Below are 26879 nucleotides of genomic sequence, written 5' to 3'. Positions count from 1 at the left end.
TCTGGGAAATCGAAATAGAATTGAATAATCAAAAGGTGGCTGAATGGCTCTTACCTAACTGTCCATTTTTTTTGTTGTAAGTCCACTAAAGTATAGTGGATTTTAAAGGACTAAGTAATTAATAAAAATTTACTCCCGAGGTATCTTCAATCACCTTTTTGTTTTTAGGAGATACAACTTTAGACCAGTTATAAAGAGAGTTATTGGAATTAGACCAGAAATAAATACCAGGATCCTTCCCCATAACCCTCCAATTTCCCCTATATGAACGGGATAGAATTGTGCTGCAATGCGGTTGCTGTTGGGATCTGTTTGAAAATCCGTCAGACTAGTAATAGATCCTTTTTGATCAATTTTCAGTTCCTTGGTTTTTCTTTGCCCTTCCATTTGGAATCTATCCTGAATATATCTAAAATGATATCCTTCCTGTTTGTTTTTGGGAAGAATGACAGTACGAAGATCATAGTCTTTATCAGGATTGAGTAGATATTCTTTATGGCTAATTGGACTTCCAATTTTAAGTTCGTTTTGCACTGACTTCGGTTTTGCTGAATCATTGAATATGCTTAGTGCCGTTTTGTAGTAGGTATTATAGGTAAAATAAGCACCAGTAAAGGCTATGACCATAAGTGGGACAAAAAAGCTAGCTCCAATTGCCTTATGAAGGTCATAATTTAATTTCTTTTTCTTAGCTGTCCATTTTATTTTGAATCCCTTGATTAAATTAGTCCTATAGGTTTTCCACCACAAATAGGCACCAGAACTTAACAATAACAGGAAAAATAAAAGAGTACTGCTTCCAGTAATATACTTTCCAATTTTAGGAATTCCCAAGGTGCGGTGAAAGTTCAATAAATTTTCAAAAAATTCAATGGAACTCGATTTTTTGCCCAAAAGCGAGCCAGAAATGGGATGATAATAATTGGTCTCACCATTTGTGTATTCCAGGGAAATAGTCTTTTGCTCCCGATAGGGCAAGTTTATTTTGGTCAGACTATCCTTATGTTGTTCAACTAAATTGTAAGCCGTCTTGTAGAGATTATTTTCATCAAAAGGTTTAATAGGCTCGATGGTCAATAACTCTGGGTTGAGCATAGCGCTTAGTTCAGGTTGCCAAATATATAGAGAACCTGTCAACCCGGAGATAGAAGCGATTAGGCCGCATGTTAGACCCAGCCACAGATGTAAATTCCTGATAAACCTGTTAAAAGTAATCAAAGAAGCTATTGTTTAATTAGGCCCCATATATGATGATAGTCGAACATGGGGCCTATGGTTTAAAAATTGTACCTAAGTCCCAGTTTTGCGTTGGCTCCTTCTCCAACCCCCGTAAAGGTTTTTAAAGGGGCGGCCCACTGAGATCGGGCAGGTAGATAGTATTCGTTCAATATATTGTTGACCCCTAATGAAAGGGATAGGTTCGATTTTAATTGATAGGCCATAGAAAGGTTCAGTAAAGTATAGCCACTCACAGGGAATTGTGTATGTCTATAGGCCCAAGTATCGTTAGTATCGATAAAGGGATCAAATCGGTTTCTATCACCCAGATTGGTCATTCTAAGCGATGTGTTTAATTTTTCTGTGGGCTGCCAGTTAATATATGTGGTCCATTTTGGAGCGGCTATAACATCACCTCCCAAATAGGTTAAGTTATTCTCATCACCAACACTATGGGTTAGGCCCTCTACGTAGGAATATGAAGTTCCTATTTGCCATTTCTTGTCCCAACTAAAATAATCTACGGATACCTCACCTCCATAAATTCGTTGTGGTTGTTTAGAGGGTACAAAGGAATTGATCTCATCCACAAATACAACACCTGCGCCCAAGTTGGAGGTGCTGTAATAGCCGACGGCCTCTAGTTGAAAGTTATTGAACTTGGATATAAAGCCAAATTCATAGTTATTGGTAACCGCTGGTTCCAACTGTATATCATTTATGTTATTGGCCACAGCAGACCTCAATATAGAGCCTAGGTCGGCAATGGAAAAACCTTGGGAGTAACTTATATAAGGTGTAAATTCCTGATGCTCTATATACCGGGCACCTATGTTGAAGGCCAGATTGTTGAACTTAAGTTTACCACCTTCCACAGCTACAGATGGACTGAAATTGCCATCGCTTTTGGCTGAATAGGGAAGGGTGTTGTAATCTACGATATCCATATTCATATCGTCATATCGCAAACCTGCTTTAAGAACCCATTGGTTCTTAAGTTTTATGGTAGATTGCGCGTAGGGCGCCCAACTCATCAAATCGATATTTGGAACCCATAGCCTTCCATCCAAAAGCCCTTGATTGGTTTTGTCCTTTAAAAGGTCTACGCCGTAGGTCAAAGTTATATTTGTTGGGCCATATGAACCAAAACTGGTATTGAAGTTGGGTCTGATGCCATATTTTTTGGCATTTATTACGGATTGTCCACCGTTTTCGAATTTGTCGGAATAGAAGAATACGTTCTCGGTGTTTTGATAATATAGGTCTGTTTCAAAATTGGTAGTTCCCTGGAATATATTGTTGAGACTATATTTTAATTGTCCATTGACCAAGGTCGTCCCAGTAGGTTCTTCACCAACAATGGTCCCCTTTACGCCATAACCAGGAACAAGCGTATAATCCCCATTCTCATTAAAGACTTCTACCTCCGCTGCCACCGGAATGAAGGGGCTATCTTGAGCGGAATGGTAGATATTACCACTAAGGGTAAGTTTTTGTTGTTCTGTTAGTAAATATTCCAGTTTTCCAAATGTGCTATAAATATCGGTGTTGTCAAAACCATATGTAGGGAGAATGGGAACTCCATCTGCATCGTATTTATTACCCGTCTGTTCCAAACTGCCGCTGATGTAGTAACTGAATCTATTCAAGTTGCCCTTTAGGGACTGATGTATGCCCCAGCCTAAGGCATCATTTGTTTTAGCCAAATTGGCGGAGCCCCAGATATTGGTAGTGCCTTCAATTTTTTTATTGGAAGCTGGATTCTTGGTGATATAATTGATAAAACCGCCATTGCCCCCATTTCCGAAGATGGATGTGGCTCCTTTGATTACTTCTACACGGCTAATATCATTGGGATTTACGGATTTTATTCCCAGTTGCCCATTTCTCAATGGGGTAGATTGGGGAATGCCATCGACCATAACCAATAGTGATCGCCCTCTGAGGGTTTGACCCCAATTGGAAAAGGTACCTGTAGAGGCGGCAAGACCCGGGACGGTAAATTCCAGTATTTCGCTGATGTTGGAGGTAGATTGAGCAAACTCCTCCAATTTGGCAAGGCCTACAACGGTAACGGATGCCGGAATTTCAGAAAGATATTCGGAATGCCTGCTGGCGGAAACCACTACTTCATCCAAATCGTTCAGATCTTCTTGTAAAACTAAATCATAATTCCAGGTGGAGTTCGGTGCTATAGTGATTTTTTTAGATTGAGTTTGATATCCAAGCATTCTCACGATAACCGTCCATGATCCTTCCTCAATGTCTCCAATTATATAATCACCATTTAAGTCGGTCATGTTGCCCTTGTTCAATTCGGAAATATAAACGGTTGCACCTATAAGTGGTTGATTGGCTTCATCTGTAATTTTGCCTTTGATGCTAGCTTGCGGGAACGCGTAAAAAGAGAGTAATAAGGCTACGGCCCAGGTCATAATTTTCATTCTATTCTTATTTAGATTAATTTAAAACAAGGAGCAAATATAGAATCCAAATTAATAGCGTCAAATTATTTTTAACTTTTATTTGTCTAAAGTTTTGAATTATACTATTGAATATAACTCTGGTTATTAATTGATGGTCAAATTAATTTTATCACAGGGGAATATCTTGTTCTGTTAAAATATAAAACTGCCAAGCCCGCCTCATTTCGGGGAATTTAATGTCCTGTTGGACACGGCAATTTTATATTTATTTTATGAATTGAATATAATATTTAATTGGTGGTTTATAATTATGTTAGGGATGTGATAATGATGAATTTCCTTGATGAAAGCTTCATTTCTTGTCAAATTTTTAGAAGTCTCGCAAGAATTAAATCGCCGATATAATGATAATTATATGTTATATGATATATGTTATATGTTATATAAACAATTGTCACGTCCTAAAATACGGCTACAGATTAATATTCAGTTTAAGCGGCATATTGGTGTACGTAATTAGGTGTTTTATAATCTAAAGATAAATGTAATCTTTTGTTGTTGTACAACTTGATTGCGTTTTTGGTCGCCTTTTTAGCATGGACCACGCTAGTAAAGGTCTGGTCGAGATAAAATTCGTCCTTCAAGATTCCGTTTACCCTTTCAGCCATGGCATTTTCATAGCAATGATTCTCTTCCGTCATGCTGATTTCCATTTTTTTTCTTTTAAGGATCTGGGTATATACATTGCTGCAATATTGTATTCCCCTGTCGGAATGATGAATCAACCCTTTGGTTGCCTTGGCCTGGTAAATTGCTTTTTGAAGGGCTCTGATACTTCCATTGAGCTCCAGGCTGTCACTCAGGTCGTACCCGACTATTTTTCTTGAATACATATCGGTGATGAGCGCCAGGTAACAAAATCCGTTAATGGTCCTGATATAGGTAATATCGGAAGCCCATACTTGATCGGGCCTATTGATTTTTAGGTCTTTTATGATGTTGTTGTATTTATAGAACCGGTGATGTGAATTGGTCGTCCTGGTAGAATATTTTTTTCTTCTTACCAGCAACCTGTTTTCTCTTAAGATACTGAATAGTCTATCCCTGCCTATTTTCAGGTGTTGTTTTTGAAAATCGTTTTGTAACGACTTCATCAGTTTTCTAGTGCCTTCCCTGGGTAGCGTTCTTCTACTTTTTCTAACGAGCCCGACAACGATCTGTTCCACCTCCGTTTTAGCTAGATAACGTTTATGGAATTTGTAATAGGCATCTCTTTTTAAAGAAAATGCCTCACAAATAGCATCGATGGTGAACAGTCTGTCCTTTCTGTTTTTGGGTGCGATTTTCATCAGGGCTCGATGTTTAAGTTTTTTTTTAGTTCCTCAACATCTTTGTACCCCAGGTTCTCGGCGGCCACTTGAAGATAGCTGTCGGTAACGAGCTTATCAAGGTCCTTTTTGATCAGGAGGTCCTTGAGTTGCTTCAGCTCTTTCTGAAGGGCTTTGATACGGGTGAATTCATCGTCTGTTTGCACGGTTACACGGGTGTTCATTAAATCTTTACGTCCATACTTCTTGATCCATACGTTGATAGTACTGGATTGTATCCCGTAAGTTAATGCAATTTGCCTTTTGGAATGGTTTCCTTTCGTAAGTTCTGCGAGAATCTTGAGCTTAAAGCTTTCGCTGTAACGTCTTACATATCCATCATTTTTATACATATACATTGGTTTTTTGTATACATATTTCAGGACGGGTCAAATCAATAATCTTCGCTCTAATTATCATTGTGGTGCCAAGGAATTTATATTACACTTATTACAGCTCCAAGGATTGAAAACCTACATTTTTGGTTCGATTGAGAAAATTTATAGTTGTGAAATGAACTATTATGGTGATTGGACCCGTATATCTTTACAATAAAGCAAACTTTTAAAGCCTGTATTTCATCGAAATAACCTAAAAAAATTGATTTTAACGGTAGGGTTTTATATGCTTTGTGTTGTTATACATATTAATTGCCCGAACTATTCGGGCTAAAACCTACTTAAAAATGTTGAACAAAAAATCTAAAATTATGAAAATTAAATTGTTGTCATTTATTTTATTTACCAGTTTTGCCATATTCGTTGGCTGTACAGATAATAACGACGAGAGTGCAAAAATGGGAAAAATGTCAATTCAATTGACAGATGCCCCTTTTCCACATGATTTGGTTGCCGAGGCGAATGTTACCTTATTTAAAATTGATGCCCGAAACAAGGATGGGGAAACGGACGATTCATTTGTTGTTCTAATGGAACAAGAAATGGAGATAAATCTTTTGGACCTGACCAATGGCATTACAGAAACTGTCGTAAATACTGAAGTTCCAGTTGGCACATATGATCTTGTAAGGGTCTATGTGAAAGGCGTCAATGTAGTACTTACGGATGGTACTACTTATAGATTAGATGTTCCCAGTGGTGAACAAACTGGTATAAAAGTCTTTATAAAACCTGGTGTAACAGTAACCGGTAATTTAAGTGCCGACTTGTTGTTGGATTTTGATGTAAGCAGATCCTTCGTTCCAAAAGGGAACAGTAATGATATTGCCGACATCACTGGATTTAATTTTAAGCCGGTAATAAAAGCTAGTAACCTTACTACTGCTGGTAGCCTCGCAGGAATGGTGACGAGCATACAAGAAGAAATAGCCGTTGGAATGGAAGGGGCACAAGTATCGATTTTTGCAGCAGATACCTTAAATACAACAACTTTTACCGATGAGACCGGCGCCTATATGGTTATGGGTCTTTTGTCCGGGGACTATGATGTGACCGTGGATCTTGAAGGATACGATGTACAATCTGCCGAAGACATTGAAATTGTTGCAGGGAACAAAACTGTACAGGATTTTGAACTTAATAATTCTGTAGCAACGGAAGAAGGGAACTAAAGGTCCTTCAAATCGTAATATAATAAAGAGGCTGTCTGAATTTTATTTGGACAGCCTTATTCTATTTTGAATAAATCAAAATATGATAAGTATCGACCAAAACACCAAGCAATAAATTCGTGCCAAAAATCGTATTATTTTTAATAACCCAAAGATGTGTTTTATGGATTTTGGACATGGATCCATCAGAGTTGAATCACTTTTAAATACCAATATGCCCCATCTCTAAACCACAGATTATTGTCCTTTCACAACATAAATTGGCACTAGCCCTAACATTCAACGATTATTTTTGCACTTCGTCCAAGATTGTGATTACTTTAATTCATTGTTTAACGCCATTTATGAATTAAGGAATATCACTTATACATCTATCTCAACTATATAAACCTAAATTTAAAGAATTCAGGCTTATCATATAAAAAGGCTTATTGATCATTTGAAAATGGATACAGTATCAATTATTCTCGTTTTATTTCTGAAAACGGTTCAAGTAGTTTTTGGAGGGATTCATGAGCCTGAAAAACGCTCACTTTTAAATTTATATACAAGTACGAATGGACCTGATTGGTCGATACCGCGGGATTTGATCGGCCCAATTTCCACATGGTACGGGGTCCGTGTGGAGAACAATACTCTTATGACCATTAAATTGTTCAGGAACAATCTATCCAGAAAACTTCCCAATTCAATTGTAGAACTGTCCAATTTAAGGGTGCAAAATTTAGCTTTGAATTCTATACAGGGCAATATTTCCCCAAGTATTTCTAAGTTAAGGAAACTAATTGTTATTGCTTTAGGAAAAAACCAACTTAGTGGAAGTATTCCCAAAAATCTGGGCGGAATTGGACGATTGGTGATCATGGATTTGTTATACAACAAATTGTCCGCTATGTTCCCTCAAGGTATGCGAAAATTGAGTCATTTAAAATTACTGCAGTTTTCTTATAACGAACTGTACGATCACCTTCCTGTGAAACTAGGAGATGTGAAGTCATTAGAGCAAATAGATCTTGCACACAATAGATTTAATGGTCCAGTTGCAGAAAGCATTGGGTCACCTTCCAATCTGAAATCTATGATCCTAGACGAGAACGATGTTTCTGGGGATTTCCCTGAAAGGGTAATATTCTTACCCAAACTGAAAATATCGCAACTAAAAAATAATGATTTTGTAATACCCCATTTACATGAAATAACAACCAGAAAGCCCAAATTGCTTAAGACTGATTTTACAAACCAAGAACCATCCAATAAAGGAAAGGATTACAAAAATGGTCACGGCCCATAGGTTAAAAGAAAGGCTGGAATCCCATTTAAAAAATGACTATTTCTTTTCCCTTAGTTTCCAAATCCCCAATTAGATACTTAGCACTACAATAGTCCGCAATAACCTACCAAAGATATGAGAACCACCCAATTTATAAACAGGCGAGTTGAAATATTCCTTATCCTACTTATTGGAAACCTTTTCTTATCTCATGCGCAAGTGGCTGTTCCTTTTGCTCCTCGGCTTAATGGCGGCAATATAGATTTACGGGGAGATATCATACTGGTCGGGAACAACATCTTGAACAGGGCCTCCCAAGTGGACCCTTCTCTGGCGAATACCCCATACAATGGTACCGAAAACAACAACAGTCTTTGGATGGAGTATATCGATATCGATGGTGATTCCTCCACTTTTAGTTCCAGTAGTGCGGAGCTAAGTGTTCCTGATCCATCCTGTTCCCAAATTCGCTATGCGGGACTTTATTGGGCGGCAACATATCCAAATGAAAGAAGTACCGATGGCTCTGCGCAATTTACCGGTACCCAAAGAATTGAGGATTGGTTCAATATTAAATTTAAGGTTCCTGGAGGTAGCTATATCGACCTAACTGCGGATACTGCTCCAGACCTAATTGGAGAAGAGGATGATATAATTTTCGATGGTTATGATTACAGCAATATCAATAACTCTTTCAAGGATTCTCCCTACATATGTTATAAAAACATAACAGATCTGGTACGGGCCAATCCGAACCCAAATGGTGAATATACCATAGCCAATATCCGCGCTACAAAGGGGGTTAGGAACGGCTCCAGTTCGGCAGGATGGGTGATGGTCGTCATTTATGAAAATCCTTCACAAACAGGGAAATTTATTTCATTGTTTGACGGCTATGCAGGTTTGTCCGGAAGTATTGGGTCCGTTGATGTAAACGTAAACGGATTTAAGACCCTACCTTCCGGTTTTCCCGTAAATGCAAGATTGGCCGTAGGGGCTTTGGAAGGAGATAGGAGCATAACCAACGATAGGTTCGCTTTGAAGGCGAACATGACTGCATCATATACAAACCTGTCCACCACCAATCTGAACCCGGCCAACAACTTTTTTAATTCTACGATATCGGACAATGACACCCAAGTATCTACCCGGACACCTTTTGGAACCAATACCCTGGGATTGGATCTGGATATCTTTGATCTGAACAATCCAAGCAATTCAATACTGCCCAACGATGAAACTGGAGCGACTATGCGGTTTACATCTACAGGCGATGGTTATGGTGCATTCCTTGCCGCTTTTTTGGTTGAACAGATCGAACCGGAAATTGTTCTGGAAAAAAGGGTGGAGGATATCGGGGGTAATGATATTACAGGCTTGGGAGTGAATCTGGGCCAGACCCTTGATTATGTCCTTACATTTCAGAATATAGGTAATGATGATACGGTGAATTATACGATACGCGATGTATTGCCTATAAACGTGACATTGGACGAGACCAATTTGGTTCTGCCGGTTGGGGTTACCTATTCTTTCGATGAATCGACCAGAACGATTATATTCAACATTCCAGATGGCCTTGTTCAAGAAAATGATCCGGAATACAGTATTCGTATGCGGGTAAAGGTAGCCGAAAACTGCTATGACTTTGTAGATGCCTGTTCCGATCAAATTCAGAATTTGGCCTTTTCCACCTATTCCGGTGCTATCAACAACAACATAATTACCGATGACCCCAGTGTCCATGACTTTAACACTTGTGGGTTTGTAGTGCCCGGGGCGACAAACTTCCTATTGGACGACCTGAATGACTGTACCTTCACCAGCACAGTCAAACTTTGTGGTGAACAATTAATTTTGAATGTTGGTGATGGATTTGACGATTATGTATGGTATAGGGATGATAATGGCAATAATCAAATCGATGCAACAGATTCTATATTGGACGATGGAGACCCGGATAACGATGCCAGCACTTTGATCGTAGACAGGATAGGAACATATCTAGTGGATAAAATAGTCGCAGATCCCTGTAAAGGCTTTGTTGAAACTATAAATGTGGAACTTTATGGAGCTACCCAGACCAATCCAATAGTTGATTATTTCAACAACTTAAATGGCGATACCGATCCCACCAATAATATTTCAGGTGAAATAGTGAGTTGTTCCATTGATGGTAGCCCATTGCCCAAGATTTTCTTATGTGGGTCAAACGATACACAATTGCTCCAAGTTGCCATTAGCGATGCTATGAGTATTTCTTGGGAGCAGTTGGTAGAAGGGAGTTGTTCGGATTCCGGGGATAATTGTGCTAACAAGAATGCCACATGTACATGGAATCCAATAGCCTCTGGTTCCAGTTATACGGCCAATACTGCAGGAAAGTTCCGTTTGGTGGTCAATTATCAAAATGGTTGTTTCAGCCGTTTCTATTTTAATGTGTTCCAAAACGATCTTGACATACAATACAACAAAAAGGATATTATCTGCGCAAGCCCCGGTAACATAACTATCACGAACTTAGGGAATGGTTATGGTTATCAACTGGTCAATGCAGCAAATGGTAATATCATAATACCTTTTAGTGCGAACAACGGTCCGAGTTTTAATTTCGTCACGGGACAAAATGGTGGTTACCGTGTAGAAGTTGTACAATTGGACAATGCAGGGATGCCTATCCCTGGGGCCTGTATCTTTAGTACACCGGACATAGGTATTCTGGAAAGGAACGCAACCTATGCTGTAAGCACAACCCCGGTAACTTGTTCCGGCCTTGGATCGGTCAACATACAGATTATCGGGGCCCCGCCCAATTATGAATTTGAGATCAGGTTGGATGATGGCTCCAATGGAGGCCAGGGAACGCTTGTGGATAGCGAAACGTCGCAACAGGACAATAATTTTACTTTTGAAAATCTAAACCCAGGAAATTATATAGCGATAGCCAGAACGGCCGATGGTTGTTCACATACGGAACAAATAGCAATAGAAAACTTCAATAACCTATATTTAGAAGCAAGGGTTTCGCAGCACATTACCTGCAAAGAGGGTAATATCCTCATGAGCTCTGGCGGAGGAAAAACGCCACATACCTATGCTATTTGGTCCTATGTCAATGAAGATGGGGATACTGTAATTTCTTATCCTTCGGTCGGTGATATTCCGGCCTCGGCATACCAGACAAGCCAGATCTTTGACATCTATGATCCAGGGGAGTATACGTTTATAGTAGTCGACAGGTTCAATTGCCCGTCCATTTCCAATACGGTAGCCATTGAGTTTAGGCCTGCTGCAGAATACAATGCCACTTCCGTAATCGATGTACTGTGTTACGGGGAATCCAGTGGAACAATAAGATTCAACCTCGTCAACAGCAATGGGTATCAACTAACTTATTATCTTTTTGACGCAGCCACATTTGACGAAGAAAATTATGATTATAATAATGCCCTGTCTACCAATACCTCGGGTAATTTCCCTGGCTTAGCGGCAGGCGACTATGCCATTGTCATAAACCAACGGAAAGGAAGTGCTTCCTGTGATTATTTTGAGTATCATACCATTTCGCAGCCGGCCAATTCCCTTGGCGGTAATGCCGTATTGATTCAGGGTTATACCTGTTTGCAGGACGGAATAATTGAGGCGCAAAACGTAACGGGCGGAACCGCGCCATATGAATACAGTATAGATGGAGTGAACTTTTTCTCCGGTCCGGGTGCCGAAAGATTTACTGGGCTCACCGAGGGTACCTATACCATAACGATCAGGGACGCGGTCAGTTGTGTCATGATGACCGATCCAATAATACTCGACCCTTTAGATCCACCTACTGATCTTATATTTACTTCCACGCAGCCAGTGTGCCCTAATTTGGTCTCGGATGTCACTGTTACCGTTGTTGATGGCAATGCCCCTTTTATCTATGAAATTATAGCACCCGCTTCGGATGTGGTGAATAATGGTAACAATGCTACCTTCACGGGCCTATCCCCAAAAACATATACCTTTCAGGTTACGGATGATAAGGGTTGCACAATTCAAGAAAGCTATACGATAGCTCCCGTAGTGCCAATTGGGGTGAACGGTCAATTGATCAATAATGTCAGCTGTTTTGGCCTATCTGATGGCGCCATTACTTTTAATGTGGGCAATTTTAATTCTTCTTATGACTATGTGGTAACCGGACCTTTAACATTTTCGGATACAGGGGCAACTGCCAATACCATTCCGCTGACCGGCCTGGCCGAAGGGACCTATAGCATAACAATAACCGATAGTGATACGAACTGTTCGGCAATTACAAGCGTTACCGTGAATGCTCCACCGTCCTCGCTTCTAATTACAAGTCTGGACGTGTCAGAGATCTCATGTACTTCCACTGGAGCGGTCACTATAACTGCCAGCGGTGGATGGGGCGGTTATGAATACGAATTGATGGACCCTTCCGGATCCACTACGGGACCACAGGGAAACAATACTTTTTCAGGACTAAATGACACCTCAGGGAACTATACGGTTACAGTTAGGGATGCAGGAGGTTGTGAAGTTGCCCAAAATTTTGCATTTGCACCTGTTCCACCTCCAGTTTTGGAATTGATCGCCAATAATCTATGTTATGATAGTACTGTGGGACTGAGTTTAACCGCAAATGTTATATCTGGCGGTACGGCGCCTTTTCAATATCGATTGAACGGAGGGGCTTATCAATCGGGAAATAATTTTACAGGATTGGGGCCTGGCAGTTATACCGTTGAAGTCATAGATAGCAAAAGTTGTACCGATACGGCCAGTTTGGAAATATTTCCGACCTTGTCAGCGACTTCAAACCTTATCAAAGGTTTGGACTGTAGTGTTTCGCCCGATGCGGAAATCGAAATCACTATAGCGGATGGATCTCCCAATTACACCTATGAGGTTTATTTGGACGGAACCTTGGAACAAACAAGTACAACGGTACCCGGAATTCCTTTTTCTTATGCTGCACCTACAGCGGGCACCTATACGTTTAACATTACCGATGCCAGTGGATGTACTGTAAGCACCACAACAACTGTGGATCCATATTTACTTCCCAGTTTTTCGTTAATTCAGACTACCGAAATTCTATGTAATGGTGAAAATGGAGGTACTATTCAGGTAAATATTGATGGCACCACTGGACTACCGCCCTACACGATATCCGTAGTAAATATAACAACAGGAACTGTCTATGGCCAACAAACTTCTGGTTTACCTGCCGGTGAATATGAAGTAACCGTAACGGATTCAAAATCATGCTCGGATACGGAAACAATAATCATTGATGAGCCGGATCCCATAACCTATGATATAGTGGTAACACCCATTACCTGCGACCTGAGCAATGGTATGGATCCTGGTTCCATTAGTGTCACCAATATCAGTGGAGGGACTGAAGAATACACTTATTATCTTACTGGAAACAATGGTCATACCGATAGCTATACAACTACATTAGGGGGAGAGGACCATACCTTTACCATTCTGGAGTTCGGTATCTATGAGATAGACGTTGTAGACGCCAATGGTTGCTCTGTAAGGACAACCAATATAATAGCTTCCCCACCAGATGATTTGGATATTAATGTAAGTACTGCCACCGTAGATTGTAATTTGGGCGGTACGGCTATCATTACCGTAAATTCAGTCTTGGGGAGCGGCAATTATGAATTTGCCGTTCTTGAAACTTATACGGCGCCATATGTGGATGACCCGATTAATGATTATCAGTCTGCTGATACTCCGGGAGGGGATACGGCGACCTTTACGGGATTGCTCCCTGGTATAACCTATAGTTTTGTGGTACATGACTTGACCAGTAACTGTTATTATTTTGAAACGGCCGATCTACCCATTGATACACCCTCGAACCTAACGACCAACTTGGATGCCATTAATAACGTAACATGTACCGGAAATGCAGATGGAAATGTAAGCTTTACCATTGACGATTATGCACCTGATGCCACAAATGTCAATTATGAAGTATTTAATTTTCAGTCCAACAGCACAACAGGCATTATGGGTTCGGTAGTTGTAAATCCTCCCAGTGTAGGTACTGGCGTAAGTGTAACCGATGTGGGTCCTTTGGCCCCGGGCACCTACTATGTCCTATTTGAAGAGGTAGGAGGTAGCTATGACGGTTGCTCCGTGGGTTCTGAAATTTTTACAATTTCAGAATCTACAAATCCTTTACAGGTTACGGCTTCCTTGATAAAAAATGATAACTGTAACTTAAATGCCGGTCAAGTTGCGGCAATTGGTCAGTTTGGCACTGCTCCGTATGAATATCAGATTACCTTATCTACGGATACACCTCCGACAGTAGCGACATGGACAGGTAGTTCTACTAATGTTTTTAATGTGGAAGGAGGCAATTATATCGTTTATATTAAGGATGCCAATAACTGTATTCAACAGGATACCGTTGTAGTTCCATCGGATCCTTCCCCGGAAATAAGCCTTGCCGTAAACAATCAATGTTTGGGATCGGAAGGAAATTACGCAATAGACATAACACTTACAACTGCTGGCGTTGCGCCTTATACTGTGCGGGTAAATGGTAGTGCACCGAGGGTTGTTACAGGCCTGAACGCTGTAGGCAGCATGATAACCATTCCTGGTTTAAATTCGGGCAGTCATATTATTGAAATAGTGGATGGTAATGGCTGTAGTGATATACAGGGTATTGTGATCGCCCCGGAACTACAAGTAAGCGCTATGGTAATGGTACAACCCGGTTGTTCAGCTGACGATGGTGTTATAGAATTTACGGTCAACGGAGGATCGGGCTCGTATACTGCCGAGTTATTAGCTTCCGATCTATCACCATCGGGGATCACCCCAATTGGTAATCAGTTCACAGGAGTTCCTTTTGGGGATTATGTGGTACGGGTGACGGACAATACGTTAGGTACCCCGAATTGTTATATTGAGCTCCCTATTTCATTGGAGGAACCAACACCTATAACCTTGTTGGCCACAGCGTGGACCGATGTTAGTTGTTTCGGTGGTATGGATGGCAGTATCACGGTAAACCTTGAGCGTTCAAGTGTCGGGGTAAATGATAATCCGCCGTACTTATATGAAATAACCAACGGAATTTCCAGTTTTTCACAAAGTTCAGGTGTTTTCACCGGACTGGCAGCAGGGGTATGGGATATCACCGTAACCTCCAATCGGAATTGTATTGCCCTGGACCAAGTGACTATTGGAGAACCAATAGCCTTGGAAGCCAACATTACCAATGTGGTACCTTTTGCTTGTGACATGAACAGTGCAACGCAAGCCGCTGTAATAGAAGTAACCATTACTTCCGGCACTGGTACCCCAAATTATTTCTACAGTGTAAACGGAGGTAATTTCCTGCCCACCTTAGGGACCGTTTTTACCTATGAGGCATTAAATGCGGGCAATTATGATATCGTAATAAGGGATGCCAATGGCTGTCTTTTTGCCTTGCCTACACAGACCGTAGAACCCCTTAATACTTTTACCGCTAGCATTTCCCAAATCAGTGCGATCTCGTGTGCCGGTCCGGAGGAAATTGTAATTACCGTGGCCGATGACGGTAATCCGGCCAATTCCTATTCCTTTGAGCTGTTGCCGCTTGGAAACCCCAATGGGATACTGACCGGGACACCGACCAACACATCGGCCTCCTATAACCTTAATGCCGTTGGCAATTATACTTTTAGGATAACTGATTTAACCACTGGATGTTATATTGACACTGCCCCGTACGATATTGCCCCTTATGATCTAATGGATATATTGGCCACTGCCACATCGCCCGTTACTTGTTTAGGGGATGGCAACGGCACCATGGACTTCCAGATTACAGGATATTCCGGAGCTATCGATTATGAAGTTTTTACCCAGAATGGAGTAAGTGTACAAACAGGTTTGGGCAATTCGGCCTCAACTCCTTTAACTATTAATGGATTATCTGGCGGAAATTATTTTATAAGGGTAACCCAGACAGAATTCCCTTACTGTTCCGATGATTCCAATGTAATTGCAATTAGTTCGCCCAATATGCCTTTGACTGCCATCGTTGATCCGGTGGCGGAAGCGGAATGTACGGATAACATGGGTGAGATCTTAGTTGGCCCTAGTGGGGGTTATGCTCCTTATGATATCGTATTGACCAATGCCACGACAGGGCAAGTATACAATGCCGATGATGTGGGGGCAATGTTGTTCACAGAATTATCTGCCGGAAATTTTATTGTTCAGGTTACCGATAATTTTGGTTGTATTTATTTGGATGCCGAAGTGTTGTCTCCAGCAGTGCCAATTATTGCCAATGCAATTCCGTTAACAACCATGCTAAGTTGTTACAACGATAATAATGCTACGGTCACGGCCATAGTTACAAGTGGGGGAAGCGGTAATTACGAATATCGCTTAAATTACTATGATGATGCCGGTTCTTTATTGGATTTTACGTCTGGGGAGCAGACGTCCAATACCTTTACGGGATTGGGAGCCGGCATTTATAGTATAACGGTAACGGATGGATGGAACTGTGATGTTGAAACCAATCAAGTGACCATCACCCAGCCTCCAATGGTTTTTGCCTCATTAGTGAGGACAGATCCCTTGACCTGTGCCACAGGTGCCGAATTTGAACTCACTGCCATAGGTGGAAGCGGAACCTATGAATATAGTTCGGACAATATAACCTTTCTGCCAATGACGAGCAATCCAATGGGAATACCCGATTTAGGGGTTTTGGGCGCCGGAACCTATCAATATTATGTTCGGGATGCCATAAATGGTTGTGGGGCGATCGTTTCAAATGCAGTTACAGAAAACCCTATCGAACCCTTGACCCTGACCGTTAATAGAACGTCGGCTTATATCAATTGTACAGGAGAGGGCACTGCTGTAATCTATGCAGGGGCCACTGGTGGCCTTGGCAATTACCAATATGAACTTTACTTGAATAGTATTGAACCGGCCAATAGATTGGTAGGACCACAGGGTGCGGGGGTATTTAAGGATCTTGTGGCAGGCACGTATTGGGTCAATGTAACCAGTGAAGATTGTACGACCGCTCCGGAACAGGTCGTTATTGAAGAACCTTTACCTTTATCATATACCGACCAGGTAGTAGATGTAAACTGTTTCGGTGAAGAGAATGGCTCCATTACGGTAAACCTTGCAGGTGGCGCAGGTGGATATATCTATTCCATATCGCCCAATCTTGATAAATTCGATTCGATAAATACATTTACGGATTTGGCTCCGGGTGATTATGCCGTAATAGCACAAGATCAAAATGGATGCTTTGAGTATCTCGAATATACTATTACAGAACCTGCTGTGATAGAGGTAAGCGCAACTACCGCCCCGGAAACCTGTATAGGAAACGCAGATGGGACGATAAGTCTATCTATCAGTGGAGGTACTGCTCCTTATAGGACAGCCATAAACTCCAATGCAGATTCGGATTATATTTTGGGTAGAACGGACTTTTCAGATCTTTCGGCAGGTGATTATTTGATTTTTATAAAGGATGCACAAGATTGTGAAACTTTTATTGTTGCTACCATTGAACCTGGTGTCAACCTTAGTGCTACAGTGGAACCGATCTATGAATGTATTGGGAACACTCCAAATAATTACGTCAATATTATATTAGAGGACCAATCGGTACTGGCCGAGGTAATGTACGGCCTTGATACTACCGACCCTGAGGAAATGCAAATGGATCCAAATTTCAGGAATATCGCCACTGGGGACCATTACATTGCCATTGCACACGCAAACGGCTGTATAGAGACCGTTGGATTCTATATAGAAAACTATGAACCATTGACCCTTAGCTTGGAACAAAGTAACGTGAATGAAATAACAGCGGTCGCCCAGGGAGGGAGGTTGGAATATACCTTTTATCTAAATGGAATTGACATGGGCGGCAATAGCACCTACCGCATTCGTAGAACGGGCACTTATGAAGTAAGGGTCGTTGATGAAAATGGATGTGAGGCCATCGCCGATATATTTATGGAATTCGTGGATATTAAAATGCCCAATTTCTATACTCCCAACGGTGATGGTATGAACGATTTTTGGAAGCCTGGCAATGCAGAATATTTTCCCGATTTAACAGTGAAGATTTACGATCGTTACGGTAGGGTGGTGGCCAGATTATCCAATATTGACGGTTGGGATGGAACCTATGAGGGCAAGGAACTACCTACCGGGGATTATTGGTACGTGGTACAATTTAATGAGGAGGATTATAAAAGAGAATTTTTTGGACATTTTACCCTGTACCGATGATGATCTTGACCAAATATAGAAAGGTTAAAGATTTCGCGTTATTCTTTTTGATTTTATGGGCCATTACCTTAAATGGACAGGAACTCAATTCACCGCAGCTTTCTCAATATTTGGCGGATAACCCTTTTGTTTTGTCACCTACTTATGCAGGTATTGGTGATCATGTAAAAATAAGGTTGAACGGACTTGCGCAATGGGTTGGTATTAAGGATGCGCCAAGGACCCAGTCTTTGGCAGCCGATATGAGGTTAGGGGAAAAATCGGGAATAGGCTTGTTTTTATATAACGATTCCAATGGCTATACCAAACAACAAGGTGCACGAATATCCTTTGCCCACCATTTGACCTTGGACCGTTACGAGGACGAATTTTTATCCTTTGGTATCTCCTATAATTTTAATCAATTTAGATTGGATGTAGAAGAATTTATAGATGCCGGTTTTGATCCAGGGGTAACCGATGACAGATCCACATCCAACCACAACTTCGATGTAGGTCTTTTGTACCGAAAAAATTCCTTTTATTTCAGTGTAAATGCCTCAAACGTTATCAACAAGGATGTATATATTTTCGATCCTATCTATGAACCCAACAAACTTAGAAACTTCTATGCCTATACTGGATACCGATATAAAAAATCCAGAAACAGTAATATGGAAATAGAACCCTCCCTACTATACAAAATATTTGAAAGTGACGGTAGATCCGAAGCGGATTTAAACCTAAAATTTAGATGGTACGATTTTGAGGATTACTATTATGCGGGTGTTACCTACCGTTTTTTAAATGACCAAATTGGTAGGCCATTGTACATTGCTCCATTGGCCGGACTTAAGAAAAGTAATTTCTATTTCGGATATTCCTACCAGATCATTCTTAACGAGATATTGGGCTATAGCACCGGTACACATGTAGTAACCATTGGATTAGACCTATTCCAAGGTATCAGTAATTGTCGATGTACCTATTGATCTTGCGGCAATATTTGTTCGATGAAAAATGGCTGCTGGTTTTTTAATCTATTAGAAAAAAGGGAATGACATATAAATAGTCGATTCCGAGTTCATCGGAACACATTTAATCAATGTTCAAAATTTCAAAATTAATGAATTCTTGAAAACCCATTATATGGTTTCGGATCTTTTCGGTAACCTGGTCACTGAATCTGCATTCACATGTGAAGTACACAATGATGTTAATGAAAGGTAGCCTATAGCGTACATTTCTTTTTTTTTGCTCATTCCCATGAATCATTGTACGTGTAGGATACGGTTGCTTAAACCCCAAAGGCGAGAACTTTGATCTCTAGGACACCTAAAATTTATAAGGTTCAAAGGAATTGGAAATTAAAGATTATAGGTATTAGTGCATACCATGCCAAAATTCCTTAGGGTAATTCAAAGTTCCGGCTTACAACCTTAATAATAAAATTGTTGAACATTCCTGTTATAAATTGTAGTTTTAGTGTTCGACATCTGAAAACTGGCAATATTTACATTATTTTACCGTCAGGGCAATAAGCCATATCAGAAAAACTAACCTTCAATGTATTAATGACCCAGCCAACCACTTATCTGCCCCATCCAGGATTGCGGGAATACATTTCGAGCTATGGTATCCTGGAAATTCAAGAGGGTGTCGTCGAACCCTATTTTTCCCCTCCATTGGGATTGAGCGGATTTATTATCCAATCTACAAACAGCCCGAATAAACTTGTCGCAAAATTAGAAGGAGAGGATTTCTTTACGGAAAGCGCTGTGGTTACCGGGCAGGTAACGTTTCCAGTTTATGGACAGATCAATGGTCCACTTAAAACGATCATGGTATTTTTTCAACCTCTGGGCAAGTATCAACTTTTTGGAACCGATATGTCTACCTTAAAAAATATGGCCATAACGTTAAGTGACTTTCTGGGCAAAGAGGAAGCAGATAAGTTTTTGGCCAAATTTAGGGCAAATCAAAACAGCGAACATCAAATCGAAGTCTTGAATGATTTTTTTCTTGGTTTAAATGTTGTAGGTAAAGACGTGGATAACATTAAAAGGGTCATGGAATATATCCATATTAACCAAGGTGGAAATACCATAAAGGAAATTGAACAAAATTGTCATTGTCATCGTAAAACTTTGGAAAGGCAATTTAAAAGGATGATTGGATTATCCCCAAAAGTTTACGTTCAAATTTATCAATTTAAATGCTTGATGAATCTTTTACTGACGCGGCCCAAGATTACTTGGTCCGAGTTAGCCGATCAGGCTGGTTATTATGATCAGTCTCACATGTCAAGGTATGTAAAGGAATATTTGAAGGTTTCCCCCAACAGCATTGTGGAACTGGATATGAATTACATTAATTACCTTTTGAACCGATAGTCCAAAAAGTTATGGAACGCTATTTCTTAAATAAATAATCAACTATACCCTAAAAGAGCCGGAAGGGTATAAAAAAGAGTACGGGATTGGTACAGAAATTTTCAAGTTACGCCGACTCGCATTAAATAAACCGATTATGTCGCATCTGTACAAGACAGAGTACTGCTTTGTTATTATTTTAGTTATTACATCCAAAATGTAATACGGTGGCAATAAAATGAAGATTAGCGGGCAGGTCGACCACTCAGTATTATTCCGAGCGGTACGTGTAAAGTTGATTTTATTTGAATTAGCAGTTCTCATCCTAGAAACAACCAGACCATAAAGAATTAGTCCCTGCCTGCTTTTTTTAGATAATAAACGATTAGCTAAATATAGGAATATCAAACTTTTGATTTAATCTATCGTTTGCTTTTCTATAATACACTAAGCTCCGGTCTAAAGTTGGGAACCTTGTAATCAGAGTCCCGTAAATAGTTCATTTTACCATAATAAATTCTTCTTTGTGTTGAAATACCTGAAACGTCTCTTGTTTTCCAGGACATCGGTTACAAGACATTGCTCTAGGTGTTGTTATGTTCGTTGGGCACAACAAGCGGCTCCTTGATCCTTGGGGGTAAACGTTTATAAAATTACGGTTGCGCATTTAAGCTTTGAAAAGGCACATATCATATTATAACTATTTATTGACCATAATAACCGATAAAGTCTAATTTAATGATGGATCCAAAACAACGCAGCTAGCATTATCGCATCAAAAATTAACAACTTCCTCCAATGCCCTATCAGTTTCTTTACTTATAAAATTGGATTGATATTGCATGGTAGTAGTAATGGAAGTATGTCTATATAGCTTTTGTAACATTTGCACTGGTATTCTATCTCCAGCAATATGACCAAAACTATGTCTCGCGATATGCATTGTCAACTTTTTATCCAATCCGGCCTTATTGGCTATCTCCTTTAAATGTTTGTTGAACTTACTTGTAGCCGTATTAGTTTTAGCATACACATCCCTATCATTCTTTATATCGGATATCTTAAGTTCAGGAAATATAAAATCATTTGGATTTAACTTATGGTCCTCATAATATTCCAAAATAGGTTTAAGTTTATGAGGTAATTTCAATGACACCAATTTGGAGTTCTTGTTCATTCTATAATGAATCCGTCCATCATAAAGATCACTCCAGCGTATTTTTAAAACGTCCCCTACTCTAATACCCGCCAAGTAAAAGCTAAATAACCACACATTTCTAGTATGCTCCTCCATCTTTGTAAGGTTTTCTAGGCTTTCAATTCTTTGTATCTCCTTAATTGTCAATCCGACCTTTTCCGTTTCTGGAAATCTTATTTGGATCTTTCCTTTTCCAAAAGGATAACTTTTTTGTTCTACCACACCCATTCTAATAGCACGATTATATAGAGTTCTAATTACAATAAGATTATTTACAATTGACCTTTCTGACAATTTTTTGTTATTTCTTAGGTACGTTTGGAACCTTATCAAAAAGCCTTCGTCAATTTCTTGGAACATTAACTGCCTGGATTTATAAAACTTTATCACATGATTGACCCTGACCTTGTCTGCATAAAATCGCGTTAACTTATTATTACTTTCCAATTCATTTAGATATTCATCAGAAACACTTGAGAAACTTTTGTCCTTGTTAGCCACCGTAAGTTCCTTCTTAACCCGGTTCGCGGAAATATCATTGTTATCAAATTGTAATTCCATTAATGTCTTATTGACTTCGGCTAATTTCGAACTCAACAACGTATTTAACAATTCCGAATTGGGATGTGATTTTCGTACTATGTTTCTGCGTTCATCCCAATGTTTTCGGTCTACATAATGACCTATGAAAATATAACTGGAACTTCTATTTTTTGTAATTCTAATTGCAAGTGGAAAAAGCCCTTCTTTATTAGCCTTTTTCCTAAGTACTATTTTGGTTTTTGAAGACATAACTCACTTATTTTCAATACTAATATAACAATTTTTCAGGTACAACATAGGTACAACATTTTATGATATTAGCTAATATTATTTGATATCATAAAAAATTAAATTATTTATAATCAATTGATTATCAGTTGTATTGTCTCTTTTTGGGATTAAATGGCGTGGACTTAAAATCCAATGGACATTAGTCCGTGCGGGTTCAAGTCCCGCCTCGAGTACAAATGAAGAAAGACCAAAGCGAAAGCTTTGGTTTTTTTGTTTCTCCCTTTTGCCAAATTTATTTGGGATCAAGAACAATTGTTGTGTTTATGCAAATATTGTGGTTAATCTATAAAGGAAGAATTCTACGTTTTTGACTCCTCTGAATTGCGCTCTAAAAGCTTTTATTTTTGCATTGAATGATTCCGCCGATGCATTTGTACTCCTGTTTATAAAATAGTTCAGGATCGACCTATAATTGAGCGATATCGTATTAGCAATAGTATTGAAGGCCCTAAAGCCTGTGTTCTCTACGTCTTTGTACCAATGTGCCAGCTTTGTATATGCTGTTTGTATAGAAGTTGCCGTATTGAATATGTTCCTGAGCCCCTGTACCAGGTCGAAGGCCACCTTTATATCCGGATATTGGGCGAACAATATTTTGCTCCTTTCGGATTGGTTTTGTGTCCAATTGTTGGGCGATTTATAAAGGAGATACCTACTTCTGGCCAAGAGCTGTTTTCTAGTGTCCCCATTGCTAAATTCTTTTGGGACGAATGTCCCGTTCTTTGCCCTTGCCTGCTTTATCTGTTGGTTCTCCCGGTCTATGGCGTCCCACCTATGTTTGATGCGGATGTCCTGAAGGGCCTCCAGTGCCAGCTTCTGTACATGGAACCTGTCCGTTACCTGTATTGCTTTTGGGAAGCATTGTTTGGCGATGGTCTTCATGGAGTTGGCCATATCCAGGGTAATTTCCTTGACCTTGGCCCTTTTTTTGGCCGATATCTTTAGCAGCTGCTCAATGATCGGTCCCACCTTGGTGCCGGCGAATATGGCCACTATGGAACCTTTTTTGCCCTTGGCCTTTTTGTTGGTAATTATGGTGTAGAGCTCCCCCTTGGAGAGTGCCGTTTCGTCAATGGACAGATAAGGTCCTATATTCTCTGGAAATATGAGCCACTCCTTGGCATGTGGTCTCTCCTCCCATTGTTTGAACTCGCTTAAATAATCCCGAAACTGTCGCTGTAGTTTTTTGCCGTTGACCCCATAAAATCCGCCAATGGTATGGCAGTCATTAGCCTTGGTACTGACCAAGTACTTTTAAAAAAGCAGCGAACTCAACGGTCATACGAGTCCCCTGTGCCACTAGATCCCAATCTCTTTGCACGGCTTGGCCAGTGGCCTTGTCCAGCCAACGGCGGCGCTTAATGTGGAGATAAACTGACTTTCCCCTTAACGGAAAATCCTGGACGACGATCTCTTTGTGAAAACCATGGGCTATTAAAGTGCGATGTTTTTCCTCTTTCGGGGTATCTTTTTTTTCTTCAAAATATAAATGAAGCGCACCCTCTTGCATATTATGGGAGACTAGGTCAAAATGGGTCGTTAATACTTCTGGCAGTATAAACTTTAATAGGTCCAATGATAATTCCAATGCGATCGTTTTTCTGCAAAGATCTTATTCTATTTTCAATTCACACACAACTTTTAGGATTGATCCTTTATTTGGGCAAAAAGGTAAGGAACAAAATTAGCAGTCCTGAAAGGACTGGTCTTTTCTTATCAACATGTTCGGACGGGACTCACCGAACGAAGCGAGGTAATTCCCGCCCTTATAACAACATTTAACACCCACATAACTTTCCCAGAACAAAAGCTCTGACTTTTTTGTTTTGGGCGCCGAGCCAAATTTATTTGAGCGAAAGCGGACAAAACAAAAATGCGGCATAAGATGCCGGCTTTTCCACTTTCAACATGTTCGGACGGGACTCACCGAACAAAGTGAGGTAATTCTCGTCTCGCAGACAAAAACCTATACTTATATCTAGCGTTAATTATTCCAAGGCTTTTTTGTTTTGGACGATGAGCCAAATTTATTTGAGCGAAAACGGGCAAAACAAAAATGCGGCATATAGTGCCGGCTTTTTCACTTTCAACATGTTCGGACGGGGCTAACCGAACAAAGTGAGGTAATTCTCGTCTCGCGGACAAAAACCTATACTTATATCTAGCGTTAATTATTCCAGGGCTTTTTTTAAAACAATGGCCTATTATTGGAACTTAATTTATCATTCCAACAAAAAGGAATGCCCCCTGACTGTTTGGTCGGGGCTTTTTTTTTGGACTATGGGATAAATTTATTTTCGCAAAAACGGACAAGTCTTTCGGGTCTCTTACCCATTAAGGGTAAACCAAATACATATTGGAACAATAGACGAAAAAAGATAAATGCACAGTATTTTCAGACTGCTCTATTAAATTAAAATGCTATTTTAGACCTGTTAAACTATAATTTATCTTATGAAAGCCAAATCCAGCAAAGCACATTATACCATTTTATTTGTCATTGGTCTAGGTCTACTCTCCGGTGAATGTTCTGCTCAAAAAAATATTAAGTGGAAACAGTTGTTCAATGGAAAGGATTTAAATGACTGGCAAATAAAAATAAGACACCATAATTTAAACGATAATTTCGGAAATACTTTTCAGGTAAATGACGGAAATATTCAAGTAAGATATGATCAATACTCCAAGTTTGATGAACAATTCGGCCATTTGTTCTACAAACAGCCCTATTCGTCTTATATAATAGGGGTCGAATACCGCTTTGTTGGGGATCAAGTAAATGAAGGTCCAGGTTGGGCCTACAGAAATAGTGGCATTATGATCCATGGTCAAGATCCGGCGACCATGACGGTAGACCAGGATTTCCCCAATTCCATTGAGGTACAGCTACTTGGGGGCAATGGCAAAGATGAACGTTCCACCGCAAATCTATGTACGCCTGGCACCCAATATGTAAAAGATGGCAAAATAATAAAACAACATTGCACCAATTCATCCTCCAAAACCTATCACGGGGATCAATGGGTAAGGTCAGAAGTCCTTGTTCTAGGGGACTCTTTAATTGTGCATTATGTAAATGGGGAAGAGGTTATGCGTTATAACAAACCCCAGCTAGATCCGGTTAAGGGATCGGAAGAAGGGGAACTCCTAAAGTCGGGAAGCATTTCCCTTCAAAGCGAAAGTCACCCTGTAGACTTCAGAAAAGTGGAAATTATTGATTTGGAAAAGTATGCGGACAAACCTAAGAAACTGGAAAAGGTTATCGCAAAACTAATGGCCCAAAAGCGTGTAGCTTTGCAATAATAAATAATCATCATAGCTAAAGACCAATTTATGCTATGCTGTATTTAACCACTTACCCAGACTAATTGGATTATTTTACAAATTATGTTCCTTAAGTAATAACAGTGCCCATATTCATTATCTTTGATATAAACAATTACTATGGCAAAGAGTCAAGACGCAAAGAAGAACATAAAAAAGGAGCCTGTTTTATCCGCCAAGGAAAAGAAAGCTGCAAAAAGGGACAAGAAAGCCAAAAAATCCTAATGAGATAGGTGCCAATTTATGTATCTCCTAAAGGACCTGCTTTTTTTCGACTATCTAAACTGGTTTATGGCGTAGTTATTGAATGAAACCATTCATGTATTCTATTTCTTGTAATGGCGAACTCGAGGTAATATCTAATTCTTTAAGATCATTAATTTGGCAAAAGAATTTAATGCAATTTGAGATGAATTGCACCTATAAAACAATGTTGTTATTACAATTCAACGATTTTTTATACCGATTAAAGTAATAATAGAATATTAACATATTTAATTTAGAACCTTTGGGTAAATAATTTAATTCCTCCGTGAAAATGAAAAAATATTACTTCTTATTACTTCTTTCAATCTCTTTGGTAATTTCTAGTTGTGGGAAAGATGACGACAATTCAGCTGACCCCTCATCAAGTGTTAAAGTGTTCACTTTGAGTTCAGTTTCTAATTCCAAGATTTCTGGTAAGGTTACTTTTACCAAAAATGAGGACGGATCAACGACTATACTACTAGAGATAAATGGTTCTTCAACAGACATTCATCCTGCATTTATTTATTTTGGTGATGCCGGAGGCAATGGAGAAGTGGCGATTACCTTAGAACCGATAGATTGTGATTGCGAATCCAGCAGCACCATTATCACAACTTTAGACGATGGCACCCCCATTACATACGATCAATTAATGAAATTTGATGGCCATATTAAAATACATCAGAATGAAGACCACCTTGAAATTATAATTACAGAGGGCAATATTGGTGTCAATGCCAACTAAATTTAACGTTCTTTAG

General features: G+C 39.8%; 14 protein-coding genes. 7 read left to right on the top strand and 7 right to left on the bottom strand.

Going from position 1 to position 26879, the window contains the following annotated elements:
* Positions 1 to 150 precede the first annotated feature (150 nt).
* From U735_RS0103230 to U735_RS0103215, 4 genes are all read right to left on the bottom strand, one after another.
* On the bottom strand, positions 151 to 1218 hold the full coding sequence (locus U735_RS0103230; protein ID WP_157364990.1) for a PepSY-associated TM helix domain-containing protein: 1068 nt from the start codon (positions 1216 to 1218) through the stop codon (positions 151 to 153).
* Positions 1219 to 1277: 59 nt separating this feature from the next.
* On the bottom strand, positions 1278 to 3662 hold the full coding sequence (locus U735_RS0103225; RefSeq protein WP_031442074.1) for a TonB-dependent receptor: 2385 nt from the start codon (positions 3660 to 3662) through the stop codon (positions 1278 to 1280).
* A gap of 473 nt (positions 3663 to 4135) precedes the next feature.
* Entirely contained in the window at positions 4136 to 4993 is an 858-nt protein-coding gene (locus U735_RS0103220; protein ID WP_157364993.1) for an IS3 family transposase, read from the bottom strand.
* Positions 4993 to 5364, bottom strand: coding sequence for a transposase (locus U735_RS0103215; protein WP_031442449.1), 372 nt, complete (start codon positions 5362 to 5364; stop codon positions 4993 to 4995). Before U735_RS0103215 ends, U735_RS0103220 begins: the two co-directional genes overlap by 1 nt.
* A gap of 356 nt (positions 5365 to 5720) precedes the next feature.
* Here U735_RS0103215 and U735_RS0103210 point away from each other — a divergent pair, with 356 nt between their 5' ends.
* The 5 genes from U735_RS0103210 to U735_RS0103185 all read left to right on the top strand — a co-directional run bounded on the left by U735_RS0103210 (position 5721) and on the right by U735_RS0103185 (position 20534).
* Positions 5721 to 6581: a DUF4382 domain-containing protein gene (locus tag U735_RS0103210; protein ID WP_031442448.1), complete on the top strand. Its 861-nt coding sequence runs from the start codon at positions 5721 to 5723 to the stop codon at positions 6579 to 6581.
* A gap of 445 nt (positions 6582 to 7026) precedes the next feature.
* Positions 7027 to 7872, top strand: a complete 846-nt coding sequence (locus U735_RS0103205) for a leucine-rich repeat domain-containing protein (RefSeq protein ID WP_031442447.1) — start codon at positions 7027 to 7029, stop codon at positions 7870 to 7872.
* Positions 7873 to 7986: 114 nt separating this feature from the next.
* Complete coding sequence (locus U735_RS0103200; protein ID WP_031442446.1) at positions 7987 to 18162, top strand: T9SS type B sorting domain-containing protein; 10176 nt, start codon at positions 7987 to 7989, stop codon at positions 18160 to 18162.
* The gene (locus tag U735_RS0103195; protein ID WP_232233158.1) at positions 18159 to 19133 is read left to right on the top strand and encodes a PorP/SprF family type IX secretion system membrane protein; all 975 of its coding nucleotides are present in this window, start codon (positions 18159 to 18161) and stop codon (positions 19131 to 19133) included. Before U735_RS0103200 ends, U735_RS0103195 begins: the two co-directional genes overlap by 4 nt.
* A gap of 582 nt (positions 19134 to 19715) precedes the next feature.
* Positions 19716 to 20534 carry a helix-turn-helix domain-containing protein gene (locus U735_RS0103185; protein ID WP_031442444.1) on the top strand — a complete coding sequence of 273 codons (819 nt, stop codon included), beginning with the start codon at positions 19716 to 19718 and terminating at the stop codon, positions 20532 to 20534.
* A 754-nt stretch (positions 20535 to 21288) separates the two neighbouring features.
* On the opposite strand, the gene U735_RS0103180 is transcribed toward U735_RS0103185, so the two are convergent.
* From U735_RS0103180 to U735_RS0103165, 3 genes are all read right to left on the bottom strand, one after another.
* The gene (locus U735_RS0103180; RefSeq protein ID WP_031442443.1) at positions 21289 to 22503 is read right to left on the bottom strand and encodes a site-specific integrase; all 1215 of its coding nucleotides are present in this window, start codon (positions 22501 to 22503) and stop codon (positions 21289 to 21291) included.
* Between the two features lie 303 nt (positions 22504 to 22806).
* On the bottom strand, positions 22807 to 23793 hold the full coding sequence (locus tag U735_RS0103170; protein ID WP_051891851.1) for an ISAon1 family transposase: 987 nt from the start codon (positions 23791 to 23793) through the stop codon (positions 22807 to 22809).
* On the bottom strand, positions 23774 to 24133 hold the full coding sequence (locus tag U735_RS0103165) for an ISAon1 family transposase N-terminal region protein (RefSeq protein ID WP_031442440.1): 360 nt from the start codon (positions 24131 to 24133) through the stop codon (positions 23774 to 23776). The genes U735_RS0103170 and U735_RS0103165 overlap by 20 nt, the downstream gene beginning before the upstream one ends.
* Before the next feature lie 866 nt (positions 24134 to 24999).
* On the opposite strand from U735_RS0103165, the gene U735_RS0103160 reads away from it, so the two are divergent.
* Positions 25000 to 25848: a 3-keto-disaccharide hydrolase gene (locus tag U735_RS0103160; RefSeq protein ID WP_031442439.1), complete on the top strand. Its 849-nt coding sequence runs from the start codon at positions 25000 to 25002 to the stop codon at positions 25846 to 25848.
* A 670-nt stretch (positions 25849 to 26518) separates the two neighbouring features.
* Positions 26519 to 26863 carry a hypothetical protein gene (locus U735_RS0103150; RefSeq protein WP_146032814.1) on the top strand — a complete coding sequence of 115 codons (345 nt, stop codon included), beginning with the start codon at positions 26519 to 26521 and terminating at the stop codon, positions 26861 to 26863.
* Positions 26864 to 26879: the final 16 nt, after the last annotated feature.

The sequence above is a fragment of the Arenibacter algicola genome, assembly GCF_000733925.1.
Classification (GTDB): Bacteria; Bacteroidota; Bacteroidia; order Flavobacteriales; family Flavobacteriaceae; genus Arenibacter; species Arenibacter algicola.
This window is presented reverse-complemented; position numbering and strand designations above follow the sequence as displayed.

What these genes read in the sequence shown, in the direction of transcription:
- U735_RS0103225 (WP_031442074.1), bottom strand. Translation starts at nt 3,662, where the DNA reads ATGAAAATTATGACCTGGGCCGTAGCCTTATTACTCTCTTTTTACGCG.
- U735_RS0103220 (WP_157364993.1), bottom strand. Translation starts at nt 4,993, where the DNA reads ATGAAAATCGCACCCAAAAACAGAAAGGACAGACTGTTCACCATCGAT.
- U735_RS0103215 (WP_031442449.1), bottom strand. Translation starts at nt 5,364, where the DNA reads ATGTATAAAAATGATGGATATGTAAGACGTTACAGCGAAAGCTTTAAG.
- U735_RS0103210 (WP_031442448.1), top strand. Translation starts at nt 5,721, where the DNA reads ATGAAAATTAAATTGTTGTCATTTATTTTATTTACCAGTTTTGCCATA.
- U735_RS0103205 (WP_031442447.1), top strand. Translation starts at nt 7,027, where the DNA reads ATGGATACAGTATCAATTATTCTCGTTTTATTTCTGAAAACGGTTCAA.
- U735_RS0103200 (WP_031442446.1), top strand. Translation starts at nt 7,987, where the DNA reads ATGAGAACCACCCAATTTATAAACAGGCGAGTTGAAATATTCCTTATC.
- U735_RS0103195 (WP_232233158.1), top strand. Translation starts at nt 18,159, where the DNA reads ATGATGATCTTGACCAAATATAGAAAGGTTAAAGATTTCGCGTTATTC.
- U735_RS0103185 (WP_031442444.1), top strand. Translation starts at nt 19,716, where the DNA reads ATGACCCAGCCAACCACTTATCTGCCCCATCCAGGATTGCGGGAATAC.
- U735_RS0103180 (WP_031442443.1), bottom strand. Translation starts at nt 22,503, where the DNA reads ATGTCTTCAAAAACCAAAATAGTACTTAGGAAAAAGGCTAATAAAGAA.
- U735_RS0103160 (WP_031442439.1), top strand. Translation starts at nt 25,000, where the DNA reads ATGAAAGCCAAATCCAGCAAAGCACATTATACCATTTTATTTGTCATT.